General features: G+C 58.1%; 15 protein-coding genes. 13 read left to right on the forward strand and 2 right to left on the reverse strand.

The features are described 5' to 3' along the window. The first annotated feature begins 22 nt into the window (after positions 1 to 22). Positions 23 to 1,195: a mannose-6-phosphate isomerase gene (gene manA, locus M8014_RS17870; protein ID WP_271283732.1), complete on the forward strand. Its 1,173-nt coding sequence runs from the start codon at positions 23 to 25 to the stop codon at positions 1,193 to 1,195. A 102-nt stretch (positions 1,196 to 1,297) separates the two neighbouring features. Then, positions 1,298 to 2,839, forward strand: coding sequence for a YdgA family protein (locus M8014_RS17875; protein ID WP_271283733.1), 1,542 nt, complete (start codon positions 1,298 to 1,300; stop codon positions 2,837 to 2,839). Between the two features lie 41 nt (positions 2,840 to 2,880). Here M8014_RS17875 and M8014_RS17880 read toward each other — a convergent pair whose 3' ends face one another. Beyond that, positions 2,881 to 3,909 carry a Mal regulon transcriptional regulator MalI gene (locus tag M8014_RS17880; protein ID WP_271283734.1) on the reverse strand — a complete coding sequence of 343 codons (1,029 nt, stop codon included), beginning with the start codon at positions 3,907 to 3,909 and terminating at the stop codon, positions 2,881 to 2,883. Between the two features lie 178 nt (positions 3,910 to 4,087). On the opposite strand from M8014_RS17880, the gene malX reads away from it, so the two are divergent. From malX to add, 3 genes are all read left to right on the forward strand, one after another. Then, on the forward strand, positions 4,088 to 5,680 hold the full coding sequence (malX, locus tag M8014_RS17885; RefSeq protein ID WP_271283735.1) for a maltose/glucose-specific PTS transporter subunit IIBC: 1,593 nt from the start codon (positions 4,088 to 4,090) through the stop codon (positions 5,678 to 5,680). Positions 5,681 to 5,729: 49 nt separating this feature from the next. Next, complete coding sequence (locus M8014_RS17890; RefSeq protein ID WP_271283736.1) at positions 5,730 to 6,902, forward strand: MalY/PatB family protein; 1,173 nt, start codon at positions 5,730 to 5,732, stop codon at positions 6,900 to 6,902. A gap of 97 nt (positions 6,903 to 6,999) precedes the next feature. Continuing rightward, positions 7,000 to 8,001 (forward strand): adenosine deaminase, encoded by a 1,002-nt coding sequence (add, locus tag M8014_RS17895; RefSeq protein ID WP_271283737.1) that lies wholly within the window; start codon positions 7,000 to 7,002, stop codon positions 7,999 to 8,001. A gap of 33 nt (positions 8,002 to 8,034) precedes the next feature. Here add and M8014_RS17900 read toward each other — a convergent pair whose 3' ends face one another. Then, complete coding sequence (locus M8014_RS17900; protein ID WP_271283738.1) at positions 8,035 to 9,075, reverse strand: oxidoreductase; 1,041 nt, start codon at positions 9,073 to 9,075, stop codon at positions 8,035 to 8,037. A 233-nt stretch (positions 9,076 to 9,308) separates the two neighbouring features. On the opposite strand from M8014_RS17900, the gene blr reads away from it, so the two are divergent. From blr to rsxG, 8 genes are all read left to right on the forward strand, one after another. Continuing rightward, the gene (gene blr / locus M8014_RS17905) at positions 9,309 to 9,467 is read left to right on the forward strand and encodes a division septum protein Blr (protein WP_271283739.1); all 159 of its coding nucleotides are present in this window, start codon (positions 9,309 to 9,311) and stop codon (positions 9,465 to 9,467) included. Between the two features lie 197 nt (positions 9,468 to 9,664). After that, positions 9,665 to 9,880, forward strand: a complete 216-nt coding sequence (ydgT, locus tag M8014_RS17910; RefSeq protein WP_271269851.1) for a transcription modulator YdgT — start codon at positions 9,665 to 9,667, stop codon at positions 9,878 to 9,880. 86 nt (positions 9,881 to 9,966) lie between these two features. Next, positions 9,967 to 10,407, forward strand: a complete 441-nt coding sequence (locus tag M8014_RS17915; RefSeq protein WP_271283740.1) for a DUF2569 domain-containing protein — start codon at positions 9,967 to 9,969, stop codon at positions 10,405 to 10,407. Positions 10,408 to 10,483: 76 nt separating this feature from the next. Then, positions 10,484 to 11,065 (forward strand): electron transport complex subunit RsxA, encoded by a 582-nt coding sequence (gene rsxA, locus M8014_RS17920; protein WP_271269849.1) that lies wholly within the window; start codon positions 10,484 to 10,486, stop codon positions 11,063 to 11,065. Beyond that, positions 11,065 to 11,643 carry an electron transport complex subunit RsxB gene (gene rsxB / locus M8014_RS17925; protein ID WP_271283741.1) on the forward strand — a complete coding sequence of 193 codons (579 nt, stop codon included), beginning with the start codon at positions 11,065 to 11,067 and terminating at the stop codon, positions 11,641 to 11,643. Before rsxA ends, rsxB begins: the two co-directional genes overlap by 1 nt. Beyond that, positions 11,636 to 13,657 carry an electron transport complex subunit RsxC gene (gene rsxC / locus M8014_RS17930; protein ID WP_271283742.1) on the forward strand — a complete coding sequence of 674 codons (2,022 nt, stop codon included), beginning with the start codon at positions 11,636 to 11,638 and terminating at the stop codon, positions 13,655 to 13,657. The genes rsxB and rsxC overlap by 8 nt, the downstream gene beginning before the upstream one ends. Beyond that, entirely contained in the window at positions 13,658 to 14,710 is a 1,053-nt protein-coding gene (gene rsxD, locus M8014_RS17935) for an electron transport complex subunit RsxD (RefSeq protein WP_271283743.1), read from the forward strand. 10 nt (positions 14,711 to 14,720) lie between these two features. Continuing rightward, a complete protein-coding gene (rsxG, locus tag M8014_RS17940; protein WP_271283744.1) occupies positions 14,721 to 15,341 on the forward strand; it encodes an electron transport complex subunit RsxG in 621 nt (206 codons plus the stop codon). Positions 15,342 to 15,343 lie beyond the last annotated feature (2 nt).

Below are 15,343 nucleotides of genomic sequence, written 5' to 3' on the forward strand. Positions count from 1 at the left end.
ACATTTGAAACAGGGCTTGATAATGCAAAAACTCATCAACTCAGTGCAGAACTACGCCTGGGGAAGTCAAACTGCGTTAACGGATCTCTACGGCATCGCCAACCCGGACAACCTGCCGATGGCAGAGTTGTGGATGGGCGCGCACCCGAAGAGCAGCTCAAAAATTGAAGATGCCCACGGCATACGCGCTCTGCGCGATGTGATCGATGCCGATAAAGAGACGCTGTTAGGTAGTACTGTCGCCCAACGTTTTGGCGAACTGCCGTTCCTGTTTAAGGTCTTGTGCGCCGATCAGCCCCTCTCTATCCAGGTCCATCCCAACAAACATGCTTCGGAAGAAGGCTTTGCCAAAGAGAACGCGGCCGGTATTCCGCTGGACGCCGCTGAGCGTAACTATAAAGACCCGAATCATAAACCTGAGCTGGTGTTCGCCCTGACCCCGTTCCTGGCGATGAACGCCTTCCGCGAGTTCTCTGAGATCGTCTCCCTGCTGCAGCCGGTTGCCGGGGCGCACAGCGCGATTGCCCACTTCCTCGAAAAACCCGATGCCAGCCGTCTGAGCCACCTGTTCGCCAGCCTGCTGAATATGCAGGGCGACGAGAAAGCGCGCGCGCTGGGCGTGCTGAAAGCCGCGCTGAACAACCAGCAGGGCGAGCCATGGCAGACCATTCGCGTGATTTCAGAATTTTACCCGGACGACAGCGGCCTGTTCTCTCCGCTGCTGCTGAACGTGGTGAAACTGGCCCCCGGCGAAGCGATGTTCCTGTTTGCCGAAACGCCGCACGCCTACCTGAAAGGGGTGGCGCTGGAGGTGATGGCCAACTCCGATAACGTTCTGCGCGCGGGGCTGACGCCGAAGTATATCGATATCCCGGAACTGGTCGCCAACGTGCAGTTCGTTGCCAAACCGGCGGCGGAGCTGCTCACCCAGCCGGTACAAAACGGCGCTGAGCTGGACTTCCCGATCCCGGTAGATGACTTTGCCTTTTCCCTGCATGCCCTGAGCAGCACAGAAACGGTTATCGCCCAGCAGAGCGCCGCGATCCTGTTCTGCGTGGACGGCGAAGCGGTACTGAGCAAGGGCGACGAGCGGCTGGTACTGCAGCCTGGCGAGTCCGCCTTTATCGCCGCCAACGACTCACCGGTTAGCGTCAGCGGCGTCGGACGACTGGCAAGGGTATTCAATAAGCTGTAGTGACCTACTGATTGTTTTAACAATTATTGCTAAGCTATAGGTAACCTTATGACCTTACCGGGCGGTTTTGACCGCTCGGTTTCATTTTTATGGATAATCACGATGAAAAAATCGGTTATAGCTGCAGGCATTATTGTTGCGTTAGGCGTGGTCTGGACAGGTGCTTCCTGGTTTACCGGGAAACAGCTGGAAACCCGCATGGCCGAGATGGTGGCTCAGGCAAATAGCGAAATCAAAAAATCCGGGCTCGAACTGAGCTATCAGGACTATCAGCGCGGCGTGTTCTCCAGCCATCTGCAGCTGGTGGTTAAACCGCTGGCCGGCACCGAAAGCCCGTGGCTGAAGCCGGGCGAGAGCATTATCCTGAACGAAGAGGTCGATCATGGCCCGTTCCCGTTGACCCAGCTGAAAACCTTCAACCTGATCCCGTCGATGGCCTCGGTTAAAACCACCCTGGTGAACAACGAAGCCGCGAAGCCGCTGTACGATCTGGCGAAGAATGAATCCCCGTTCGTGGTGGACACCCGCATCAGCTATGCCGGTGACACCCGCTCCGATATCGCCCTGAAACCGCTGAACTACGAGAGCGGCGACGAGAAAGTGGCCTTCAGCGGCGGTAACTTCCAGCTGGATGCGGATCGCGAAGGCAATGTCTTCTCCCTGAAAGGTGAAGCGGCCAGCGGTCTGGTTAACGCGGTGAACGAATACAATCAAAAGGTCCAGCTGACCTTTAACAACCTGAAAGCCGAGGGTGACAGCCACCTGACCAGTTTTGACGAGCGTATTGGCGACCAGAAGATCATCCTGGATAAGCTGGCAATCGCCATTGAAGGCAAAGAGATGGCGGTTCTGGAGGGGATGGATCTCACCGGTAAATCTGAAATTTCTCAGGATGGAAAAAGCATCAACAGCCAGCTGGATTACACCCTCAAGAGCCTGAAAGTGCAGAATCAGGATCTGGGCAACGGCAAGCTGACGCTGAAAGTCGGCAATATCGACGGGCAGGCCTGGCACCAGTTTAGCGAGAAATACCGCGCCGACAGCCAGGCGCTGCTGGCCGACAAAGCGCTGATGACCGATAACCCAGCGCTGTACCAGCAGAAAGCGATGGATGCTTTCTTCGGCAACCTGCCGATCCTGCTGAAGGGAGAACCGGTGGTGACCATCGCCCCGTTGAGCTGGAAAAACAGCAAAGGCGAGACCAACTTCAACCTGTCGCTGTTCCTGAAGGATCCGGCCACCGCCACGGGTGAAGCGCAGACCCTGTCCCAGGAAGTGGATCGCAGCGTGAAGTCCCTCGAAAGCAAGCTGACCATCCCGATGGACATGGCGACCGAGCTGATGACCCAGGTGGCGAAGCTCGAAGGCTATAACGACGAAGACGCGGGCAAGCTGGCCAGCCAGCAGGTGAAAGGCCTGGCGGCGATGGGTCAGATGTTCCGCATCACCACCCTGGAAGACAACGTGATTGGCGCCAGCCTGCAGTACGCGAACGGCCAGGTGACGCTCAACGGGCAGAAAATGCCGTTGGAAGAGTTTGTTGGGATGTTTGGCGTGCCTACGCTGGGGATGCCAGAACCGGCAGTTCCGGCTGAACCTGCCGTCCCGGCAGACCCTGCGGTTCCGGTTGTGCCACAGCAGTAAAAAACAAAACCCCTCTTAGAGGGGTTTTTTATTGCTTCAGGCTAACGCCCTACCACCAGCCTTGCCGGGACAATCTGATGCCCCGCCGCCACATCGCTGCGTTCAATCCGCTGCATGATGCGGTCGGCCAGGGTATATCCCATCTCGCGGGCGGGCGTCGTGATCCAGGCAATCGGCAGATCGTCGAGCGCGTTTTCCGGCACATCGGCGAATGCCCCCAGCGCGACCTGGTGATCGAAGAAAGCATCCACCCCGACCTCCCCACTCTGGCGTCCGGCCCGCATCAGGCCAAACCACGCCCCCATCGCAATCGCCTCGTTATAGCAGATCACCGCGCTGATGGTCGGGTTGTGGCGCAACAGCGCCCCGATGGCTTCGGCGGCTTTTTTCTGACTGGCGTCGCACTCGACCACCCATTCGCTGTGGAACGGAAGGCCGTATTTCAGCAGCGTGGCGCAATAGCCCCCCACCCGCTCCGCACGGGTCAGGGAGGCGCTGTTGCCCCCCAGCCAGGCGATGCGCTGATGACCCCGACGAATAAGATGTTCGGTCAGCATTTGTGCGGCCTGCATATTATCCGGGCGCAGCGTGTCGGCCTCGTCCAGATAGCTGGCACGGGAGGCAAACACCAGAGGAACGCCTTTTTGCGCGGCGCGCTCGCACAGTTCATTGCTCAGACCGGAGGCCCCGGCAATGATCACCCCGTCGACGCCCTGGGACAGTAGCATGTCGAGACGCTGGAGCAGCTGATCGGCTTCACGCCCGCCGTGGAGTAAAAACACCATCCGCCCCTGGGCCTCCAGCGCCTCCGTCAGGCCGGCGGTGAGCTCGGCATAAAACGGCGAGGTCAGGTCGCGCACAATCAAACCAATCACCCCACTTTGCCCACCGCGCAGCGCCGAGGCCTGGCGATTGCGCACAAAGCCCAGCTGTTCAACTGCGTCATTGACCCGCTGACCGGTGGCGGAGGAGATCCGTCCTTTTCCGCTCAACACCAGTGAAACGGTGCTGACTGACACGCCAGCCGCCAGCGCGACGTCATTAATGGTGATTTTTTTCGCTACAGCCATGTGTCGGCGTGACTCCCTGATAATGAGATCGGTAAAACGTTTTATCAATACGTTATCTTTATACTCTCTGCCAAAGCCTGAGAATGTGATTTAGCGCGCACTAAACTTTGATAAAACGTTTTATCTTCTCGCAGCACTGAGGCAGGTAAACTTATTTTAACATTCAAGGAGTCGTTTTATGACGGCGAAAGCAGCACAAAAAATATCGCTATGGGAGTTTTTCCAGTCGTTGGGTAAAACCTTTATGCTGCCCGTGGCGCTGCTCTCCTTCTGCGGGATCATGCTCGGGATCGGCAGTTCCCTGAGCAGCAACGATGTCGTTACCCTGATCCCGATGCTGGGCAACCCTGTGCTGCAGGCGATTTTCGTCTGGATGAGCAAAATCGGCTCTTTTGCTTTTAGCTTCCTGCCAGTAATGTTCTGTATCGCTATCCCGCTGGGGCTGGCGCGCGAGAACAAAGGCGTCGCGGCATTTGCCGGTTTCGTTGGCTACGCGGTAATGAACCTGGCGGTCAACTTCTGGCTGACCGCGAAAGGCATTCTGCCCACCACCGACGCGGCAGTGCTGAAAGCCAACAATATTCAGAGTGTGCTGGGGATCCAGTCGATTGATACCGGCATCCTGGGCGCAGTGATCGCGGGCGTCATCATCTGGATGCTGCACGAACGTTTTCACAATATCCGCCTGCCGGACGCGCTGGCCTTCTTTGGTGGCACCCGTTTTGTGCCAATCATCACCACCGTGGCGATGGGCCTGTTCGGGCTGGTGATCCCGCTGGTGTGGCCGATTTTCGCAATGGGCATTACCGGTATCGGCAATATCATCAACAGTGCCGGTGATTTTGGCCCGATGATTTTTGGTACCGGCGAACGCCTGCTGCTGCCTTTTGGCCTGCAGCACATTCTGGTGGCGCTGATCCGCTTTACCGAAGCCGGTGGCACCATGGACGTCTGCGGCAATAACGTCAGCGGCGCGCTGACCATTTTCCAGGCGCAGCTGAGCTGCCCGACCACCCACGGCTTCTCGGAGAGCGCAACCCGCTTCCTGTCGCAGGGTAAAATGCCGGCGTTCCTCGGCGGCTTACCGGGTGCGGCGCTGGCGATGTACCACTGCGCGCGTCCTGAAAATCGGCATAAGATTAAAGGCCTGCTGATTTCCGGCGTCATCGCCTGCGTGGTCGGCGGTACCACAGAACCGATCGAATTCCTGTTCCTGTTCGTCGCCCCGGTGCTGTATCTGATCCATGCTCTGCTCACCGGTCTGGGCTTTACCACCATGGCGGTGCTGGGCGTCACCATTGGGAATACCGACGGCAACGTGATCGACTTTGTGGTGTTCGGCATCCTGCACGGTCTGGCCACCAAATGGTATCTGGTGCCGGTGGTGGCCGGGATCTGGTTTGCGGTCTACTACGCCATCTTCCGCTTCGCCATCACCCGCTTTAACCTCAAAACGCCGGGCCGTGATATCGAGAGTGCGGCCAGCGTGGAACAGGCGGTGGCGGGCGTCACCGGAAAATCGGGTTACAACACCCCGGCAATTCTGGCAGCCCTCGGCGGCGCGGATAATATCACGACGCTGGATAACTGCATCACCCGCCTGCGCCTGTCGGTGAAGGAGATGTCGAAGGTCGATACCGCAGCGCTGAAAGCCAATCGTGCCATCGGCGTGGTCCAGCTCAACCAGCACAATCTACAGGTGGTGATTGGCCCGCAGGTCCAGTCGGTGAAAGATGAACTGGCCACGCTGATGCGCACCGTAGAAGCCTGACGTCTCGCCCCCTTCGCTGAAGGGGGCGTTTATTTAAAGGACAAGAAAGATGTTCGAGTTTTCAACCGTCGTGGATCGTCACGGCACCTGGTGCACCCAGTGGGATTACGTCGCCGACCGTTTCGGCGCATCCGACCTGCTGCCGTTCACCATCTCCGATATGGATTTTGCCACCGCCCCCTGCATTACCGATGCCCTGCATCAGCGCCTCGATCATGGGGTGTTTGGCTACAGCCGCTGGAAAAACGACGAGTTTCTGGCGGCCGTTGCCCACTGGTTCCAGCAGCGTTTTGCCTGCGCGATTGACACCGACGCATTAGTGTATGGCCCGTCGGTCATCTATATGGTTTCTGAGCTGATCCGCCAGGGGTCAAATCCGGGCGACGGCGTGGTGGTGCATACTCCCGCCTACGACGCGTTTTACAAAGCCATCGAGGGCAATCAGCGCCGGGTGGTGGGCGTGGCGCTGGAGAAAGACGCTACCGGCTGGCAGTGCGATATGAACGCGCTTGAAGCGGTGCTGGCCCAGCCGCAAAACCGCATTCTGCTGCTGTGCAGCCCGCAAAACCCGACCGGCAAGGTCTGGACCCGCGACGAGCTGACCACCATGGCCGCGCTGTGCGAACGTCACAACGTGAAGGTCATCAGCGATGAAATTCATATGGATATGGTGTGGGGCGAGCACCAGCACATACCCTGGAGCGCGGTGGCGCGCGGCAACTGGGCACTGGTCACTTCCGGCTCCAAAAGCTTTAACATTCCCGCCCTGACCGGCGCCTATGGTCTGATTAGCGATGAGCCCAGCCGGAGTGCGTACCTGCAGGCACTGAAAAACCGGGATGGCCTGTCGTCGCCCTCGGTGCTGGCGCTGGTCGCCCACATTGCCGCCTACCGCCAGGGCGAGCCGTGGCTGGATGCACTGCGTCAGTATCTGGAGGCCAATTTACGCTATGTTGCTGAGACGCTGAACGCCGCGTTTCCCGCGCTCAACTGGCAGCCGCCGCAGGCCTCTTACCTGGCGTGGATAGACCTGCGCCCGCTCAATCTTGACGACAACGCCCTGCAGAAGGTGCTGATCGAGCAGCAAAAAGTGGCGATCATGCCGGGGTACACTTACGGTGCGGAGGGCGCAGGTTTTGTGCGGCTCAATGCCGGATGCCCGCGCAGCAAGCTCGAGCAAGGGGTGCAGCGGCTGATTGCCGGGATCCGCTCGCTGGGCTAAAACGCTTGCGCAACGGAATATTCCTTTGCGCAAATAGCTTTTTACCTCGTTTTATTTTTATAATGGGCCGCACTACTTTAACTATAAGAGTGCGACCATGATTGATTCCCGCCTGCCGTTAACTGACATTCACCGCCATCTTGATGGCAACATTCGTGCCCAGACCATTCTCGACCTCGGGCAACAATATAATTTGACCCTGCCCGCCCGGACGCTCGAAAGCTTAATCCCGCACGTCCAGGTCACCGAAAACGAACCCGATCTGGTCAGCTTCCTGAGCAAGCTCGACTGGGGCGTGAAGATGCTGGCTTCGCTGGATGCCTGCCGTCGCGTGGCATATGAGAACATCGAAGACGCAGCCCGCAATGGCCTGCACTACGTTGAGCTGCGTTTCTCCCCGGGATATATGGCGATGACCCACCAGTTGCCGGTAGAGGGTGTCGTTGAAGCGGTGATTGCGGGTGTGCGCGAAGGTTGCAAAGCCTTTGACGTTGAAGCACGTCTCATTGGCATCATGAGCCGTACCTTTGGCGAAGCAGCATGCCTGCAGGAGCTGGAAGCGCTGTTGGCGCACCGGGATCAGATCACTGCCATCGATCTGGCGGGTGATGAACTGGGCTTCCCTGGCAGTTTGTTCCTCTCTCACTTTAACCGCGCGCGCGATGCAGGCTGGCACGTCACCGTGCATGCCGGTGAGGCCGCAGGCCCGGAGAGCATCTGGCAGGCGATCCGTGAGCTGGGCGCCGAGCGTATTGGTCACGGGGTAAAAGCGGTGGAAGACAGAGCCCTGATGGATTTTCTGGCGGAGCAGCGCATCGGGATTGAATCCTGTCTGACGTCCAATATCCAGACCAGCACCGTCGCCACGCTGGCGCAGCATCCGCTGAAAATCTTCCTTGAGCATGGGGTTCTGGCCTCGCTGAACACCGACGATCCGGCGGTTCAGGGCGTGGACATTATTCATGAATATACGGTGGCTGCGGCGCTGGCCGGGCTGAGCCGGGAGCAGATCCGCCAGGCGCAGATCAACGGTCTGGAGATGGCCTTTTTAACGCCTGCTGAGAAACAAGCGCTGCGTGATAAGGTTGCGCAGGGATAATAAAAAGCCCGGCATCGCACCGGGCTGATTGCATTACGCCAGACAGAGCGTCGAGCGATGTTTGGCGGATTCAATACCCAGCTCGATCAGCTCCATAATCTGAATCGCCTGACTTGCCGGAACCGGGTTTTCACCGTCACCGTTCAGCGCATCGCGGATACCCGCGTAGTACGCCGGATAGTTGCCCGGCAGCGTCAGCCAGCTCTCTTCCACTCGCTCTTCACCCTCAACGCGGGTCAGGACGCCGTCACGCATGTCGTAGCCCCAGTCTTCCTGCGGCAAACGCTCGCCATTTTTCAGACGATCTTCCTGTGGGTCGAGACCGTATTTCACATAGCTGCCGCGCGTACCGTGAACGATATAGCGCGCCGACTCCGCCGCCGCCAGCATGGTGCCGTGCAGCACGACGCGACGCTGCGGATAGCTCAGTACCGCATGGAAGTAATCCGTGGCCTGCGAGCCAGGACGCAGCTGGGCCAGATCGACGGTCAGGCTGACCGGCAGGCCAAACAGATTGACGGCCTGATCGAGAAGATGCGGAGCCAGATCGTACCAGATGCCGCTCCCGGGGCCTGCCTGCTCGCGCCAGCGGTTACGCACCTGCGGACGGAAACGGTCAAAATGAGACTCAAAGAAAGCAACTTCGCCGAGTGACCCATCGGCAATCAGCGCCTTGACGGTCAGAAAATCGCTGTCCCAACGACGGTTGTGGAATACGGACAGCAGTTTGCCGAGGCTTTTTGCCAGCGCATCCAGCTCGCGCGCTTGTGACAGTGTCACGGTGAAAGGCTTATCGACGACCACGTGTTTACCCGCTTCCAGGGCGGCTTTCGCCAGCGGGAAGTGCGTATCGTTTGGCGTTGGGATCACAATCAAATCAATATCGGGATCGTTGAACAGATGCTTAGGCTCGGAGACCACCGGGACCGTCGGCCAGTCCGCATGGACTTTCGTCGCGTCGCTGCTGGACACTGCCGCCAGCACCATCCCAGGCGTACCGGCAATCAGCGGCGCGTGAAACGTTTTGCTCGCGTAACCATAACCAATTAATCCAACACGGATTTTGTCACTCATGAAGTTGCCTCTCATCTTTTTACACGCTTATTTCACACGATCTTTTCATACGTCACAATAGTTTAATCTGGGGTTTCCCTGCGAAATACACTATTTGCAATCAGTAATTTCTAATTAACATTTATAACTTGCTGAATAAAATAATAAAACAGCCTCGCAAACCGCTTGCTGCATGGACGGGTGCGCTGTAAAATTCTCAACCTGAATTTATGGACAAATCTAATTAATGAATCATGACGACAATTATTAATCGAATTATTGAGTTAGCAGGGTGGATTGTTCTGGGCGTGTCAGTCGTGTTACTGGGTATCGCCAGCCAGATTGATACCTATCAGCCGCCAGAGCCGGTTAACAGCGTGATGCAGCATACCCCCCCTAATAACCACAGCTGATGGCCGTTGCGTATTGCCAGCCGTCATGAACAGCGTTACCCTTCTGCAGGCGTCAGTCGACGCCTGATTTACCAGTAAAGAAAATTCTTAATTTTGCCGACGGGCAGGTACCGCTGTTTACCTTTTTTTGATCCGTTTGTTATTCAAACGAAATACCCCTTCGGTATGACTGACTTTATATAGGGAAAATAATTAATATGACCGTGCAAGATTATTTATTAAAATTTCGCAAAATTAATTCGCTGGAAAGCCTGGAAAAGCTGTTTGACCATCTGAACTATACCCTGAGCGATCATCAGGAGATCATCAGCATGTACCGTGCCGCCGACCACCGCCGCGCTGAGCTGGTCTCTGGCGGGCGTTTGTTCAACATCGGTGAGGTTCCCAAGGCGGTCTGGCACTTCGTGGAATAAGAAAGTAGCCATTCAACTGAATTGTTATATAATCTCGCCCCTGCTAATTTCGCTGCACGCGCTTTGACTGACTTTCGGGAGAGAAGATGGCCACAACGGCTGGAGAAAAAATTGGCGGCTGGTTACTCGCCCCGCTTGCCTGGCTGCTGGTTGCTTTATTGAGTGCCTCCCTGGCGCTGCTGCTTTACACCACGGCGTTAATTACCCCGCACGCGTTAAAAACGCTGGGCGCACAGAATACGTATGAAATCGTGATGTGGTTTATCTCCTTCGCCTTCGCGATCGCCATGTGGTACTACACGCTGTGGCTGACCATCGCCTTTTTTAAGCGCCGTCAGAAAGTCCCTAAGCATTATATTATCTGGCTGCTTGTCTCCGTATTACTGGCGGTGAAAGCGTTTGCCTTTTCGCCGGTTTCCGATGCGCTGGCCGTGCGTCAGTTGCTCTTCCCTCTGCTGGTGACCGCGCTGTTCGTGCCCTACTTTAAGCGCTCGACGCGGGTGAAGAACACCTTTGTGAACCCGTAATAACCCTACAGTTAACCTGTTGTCGCCTGCGTCGCTTTGTCCGATAATAGGCGGCTTTTTTATTTCAGGCTGAATAATGACCGATTACTTACTGCTCTTTGTCGGCACGGTGCTGGTGAACAACTTCGTCCTCGTGAAGTTCCTTGGCCTTTGCCCGTTTATGGGTGTGTCTAAGAAGCTAGAAACCGCGATGGGGATGGGGCTGGCAACCACCTTCGTGATGACCCTCGCCTCTATCTGTGCATGGTGGATTGACACCTGGATCCTGATCCCACTCGGTCTGACCTACCTGCGCACGCTGGCCTTTATTCTGGTTATCGCCGTGGTGGTGCAGTTCACCGAAATGGTGGTGCGTAAAACCAGCCCGGCGCTGTACCGTCTGCTGGGTATCTTCCTGCCGCTGATCACCACTAACTGTGCGGTGCTCGGCGTGGCGTTGCTCAACATTAACCTTGGGCATAACTTCCTGCAATCGGCGCTGTACGGCTTCTCTGCCGCCGTCGGCTTCTCGCTGGTGATGGTGCTGTTTGCGGCAATCCGCGAGCGCATGGTCGCCGCCGATGTCCCTGCACCGTTTCGCGGTAACGCCATCGCGCTGGTGACCGCCGGTCTGATGTCGCTGGCCTTTATGGGCTTCAGTGGTCTGGTGAAGTTGTAATGAATGCTATCTGGATTGCCATCGCCGCCATCAGTGTGCTGGGGCTGATTTTTGGCATTATCCTCGGTTACGCCTCGCGCCGCTTTGCGGTGCAGGACGATCCGGTGGTCGAAAAAATCGATGAGCTGCTGCCGCAAAGCCAGTGCGGACAGTGCGGCTACCCTGGCTGCCGCCCTTACGCTGAGGCGGTGGGTTCCGGCGGCGAAAAAATTAACCGCTGTGCCCCCGGTGGCGAAGCAGTGATGCTGAAGATTGCCACACTGCTTAACGTAGATCCGCAGCCCGTTGATGGCGATGAGAGTGTTCAAGAGCCGGTTCGCGTGCTGGCGGTCATTGACGAGCCCAACTGCATCGGCTGCACCAAATGTATTCAGGCCTGCCCGGTCGATGCCATCGTGGGTGCTACCCGCGCGATGCATACCGTGATGGCGGATCTGTGCACCGGCTGTAATCTCTGCGTCGCGCCTTGCCCGACACAGTGCATTACCTTAGTGCCGGTAGAGACAACGACCGACAGCTGGAAATGGGATCTCCAGACCATTCCGGTGCGCATTATTCCAGTGGAACAACATGCTTAAGTTATTTTCTGCCTTCAGAAAAGAGAAGATCTGGGATTTCGACGGCGGTATTCACCCGCCGGAGATGAAAACCCAGTCCAGCGGTACGCCGCTGCGCCAGATTCCGTTGGCCAACCACTTTATTATTCCCCTGAAACAGCACATTGGCGCTGAGGGTGAGCTGTGTGTCAAAGCCGGTGACAGCGTGTTACGCGGCCAGCCGCTGACCTTCGGGCGCGGACGGATGCTCCCGGTTCACGCCCCGACCTCGGGCAAAGTGGTGTCCATCGCGCCGCATACGGTCGCCCACCCTTCGGCGCTGTCCGAACTGTGCGTGGTGATTGAAGCCGACGGCGAAGACCGCTGGATCGACCGCGACGGCTGGAGCGACTATCGCAGCCACAGCCGCGAGGCGCTGATCGAGCGCATTCACCAGTCCGGCGTGGCCGGTCTGGGTGGCGCGGGCTTCCCGACCGGCAACAAACTGCAGGGCGGCGGGGACAAAATTCAGACGTTGATTATCAACGCTGCCGAATGCGAGCCTTATATCACCGCCGACGATCGGCTGATGCAGGACTGCGCGGCGCAGATCGTCGACGGGATTCGCATCCTCGCGCATATTCTTCAGCCTCGCGAAGTGCTGATCGGCATCGAAGATAACAAACCGCAGGCGATCTCCATGCTGCGCGCGGTGCTGGCAAATAGCCACGACATCAGCCTGCGGGTAGTCCCGACCAAATACCCCTCTGGCGGCGCAAAGCAGCTGACGCAAATTTTAACCGGGAAGCAGGTTCCGCACGGCGGGCGCTCCTCGGACATTGGCGTGTTGATGCAGAACGTCGGTACCGCGTATGCGGTGAAACGTGCCGTTGTCGACGGTGAACCGCTCACCGAGCGCGTCGTCACCTTAACGGGCGAAGCCGTAAACCGGCCTGGCAACGTCTGGGCACGCTTGGGTACGCCGGTCCGCCACCTGCTGGAGCAGGCCGATTTCTGCCCGGGAGCCGAGCAGTTGGTGATTATGGGCGGCCCGCTGATGGGCTTTACCCTGCCGTGGCTGGACGTTCCGGTGGTAAAAATCACCAACTGTCTGCTGGCCCCGTCTGCGAGCGAGATGGGCGAAGAGCAGGAAGAGAAAGGCTGCATTCGCTGCAGCGCCTGCGCCGACGCCTGTCCGGCGGATCTGCTGCCCCAACAGTTGTACTGGTTCAGTAAAGGCCAGATCCACGACAAAGCCAAAGCCCATAATCTGGCCGACTGCATTGAATGCGGCGCCTGCGCCTGGGTTTGCCCGAGCAGCATTCCGCTGGTGCAATATTTCCGCGTCGAGAAAGCCGAGATTTATGCCATCGAGCGGGAAGAAAAACGCGCGGCCGAAGCCAAAGCGCGCTTTGAAGCCCGCCAGCTGCGCCTCGATCGTGAAAAAGCTGCCCGTGAAGCGCGCCATAAAAAGGCTGCGGTGCAGCCTGCCGCGAAAGATCAGGACGCCATCAGCGCGGCCCTGGCGCGCGTTCGCGAGAAGAAAGCCACCGCGACCCAGGACGTGGTGATCCCGGCAGGACGTCGTCCGGACAACAGCGATGTGATTGCCGCCCGCGAAGCGCGAAAGGCCGAGGCCCGCGCCCGTCAGGCAGAAAAAGAACAAGCGACCCAGCCGCAGCCGGATGTTGATCCGCGTAAAGCCGCGGTTGAAGCCGCCATCGCCCGTGCCAAAGCGCGTAAAGCGCCGCAACCCGAGGTGATTGAAGTCGAGCAGGCCCCGGTCGACCCGCGCAAAGCGGCCGTCGAAGCCGCGATTGCGCGTGCCAAAGCGCGCAAAGCGACGCCGCCGGATGTGACCCTGACAGAACCTACACCAGTCGACCCGCGTAAAGCGGCAGTCGAAGCCGCCATCGCCCGTGCGAAAGCACGTAAAGCGGCACAACAGGAAGAAGAACCGGCGGCCAACGACGATCCGCGCAAAGCTGCAGTTGCTGCGGCGATTGCGCGCGTTCAGGCCAAAAAAGCCGCACAGCAGGCAGTCAACGAGGATTAAATGGTTTTCAGAATCGCAAGCTCCCCTTATACCCACAACCAGCGTCAGACATCGCGCATTATGATGCTGGTTTGTCTGGCCGCGCTGCCGGGCATCGCCGTTCAGTTCTGGTTTTTTGGCTGGGGGACGCTGTTTCAGATAATCCTGGGCTGTGCGAGTGCGCTGGCCGCTGAGGCGCTGGTGCTAAAGCTGCGCAACATGGCGGTCAGTAAGATTCTGGCTGACAACTCTGCCCTGCTCACCGGTCTGCTGCTGGCCATCAGTATTCCGCCGTTTGCTCCCTGGTGGATGGTGGTGCTGGGTACCGTTTTCGCGGTGATCATTGCCAAACAGCTGTACGGTGGACTGGGCCATAACCCGTTCAACCCGGCAATGATTGGCTACGTGGTATTGCTGATCTCGTTCCCGGTGCAGATGACCAGCTGGCTGCCGCCGCACGACATCGCCGCCACTGTACCGGGCTTTATCGATGCGCTGCAGGTGATTTTCTCCGGCCATACCGCCAGCGGTAGCGATATGTTAAGCCTGCGGATGGGCGTGGATGGCATCAGCCAGGCTACGCCGCTCGACACCTTTAAAACCTCCCTGCACGCGGGACACAGCGTCGAGCAGATCCTGAACATGCCGATATACAGCGGCGTGCTGGCAGGCGCGGGCTGGCAGTGGGTCAATCTGGCCTATCTGGCGGGCGGTCTGTTTATGATTTGGCAAAAGGCGATCCGCTGGCACATTCCGGTCAGCTTCCTGGCTACCCTGGCAATCTGCTCCGGGCTGGGCTGGATTTTCTCGCCGGAAACGCTGGCCTCGCCGCAAATCCATCTGCTCTCCGGGGCGACCATGCTCGGTGCGTTCTTTATCCTTACCGACCCGGTGACAGCCTCCACCACCAACCGTGGACGCCTGATCTTTGGCGCGCTGGCCGGTCTGCTGGTGTGGCTGATCCGCTGCTTTGGCGGCTACCCGGACGGCGTGGCCTTTGCGGTTCTGCTGGCTAACATCACCGTACCGTTAATTGATTACTACACGCGACCGCGCGTGTATGGCCATCGCTAAGGGACTCGCCATGCTAAAAACCATGCAGCAACACGGCGTGACGCTGGCGCTCTTTGCCGCCGTCCTCACCGGCCTGACCGCGCTGGTCAACGGGCTGACCAAATCCACCATCGAAGAGCAGGCAGCCCGCCAGCAAAAGGCGCTGTTCGACCAGGTGATCCCGGCTGATTTCTACGATAATGACCTGCAAAAAAGCTGCTTTATCGCGCAGGCTGCCCCGCTTGGCAAAGGACAACACCGTATTTTTATCGCCCGTAAAGGCGATACCCCGGTCGGCGCGGTAATGGAAGCGACTGCACCTGACGGCTATTCCGGTGCCATCCAACTGCTGGTCGGGACCGATTTCAGCGGCACCGTGCTAGGCACGCGCGTCACCGAACATCACGAAACCCCAGGACTTGGTGATAAAATTGAAACGCGCCTGAGCGACTGGATTTTGCATTTTGCCGGTAAAGTTATCCACGGCAGCGACGATACCGCGTTTGCGGTCAAGAAAGATGGTGGCGAATTCGACCAGTTTACCGGTGCGACCATCACCCCACGCGCAGTGGTGAATGCCGTCAAACGCGCGGGTGTCTACGCGCAAACGCTGCCCGTGCAGCTTAACAATCTGCCCGCCTGTGAGGAGTAATC

Source organism: Silvania hatchlandensis (genome assembly GCF_025564065.1).
Lineage (GTDB): Bacteria > Pseudomonadota > Gammaproteobacteria > Enterobacterales > Enterobacteriaceae > Enterobacter > Enterobacter hatchlandensis.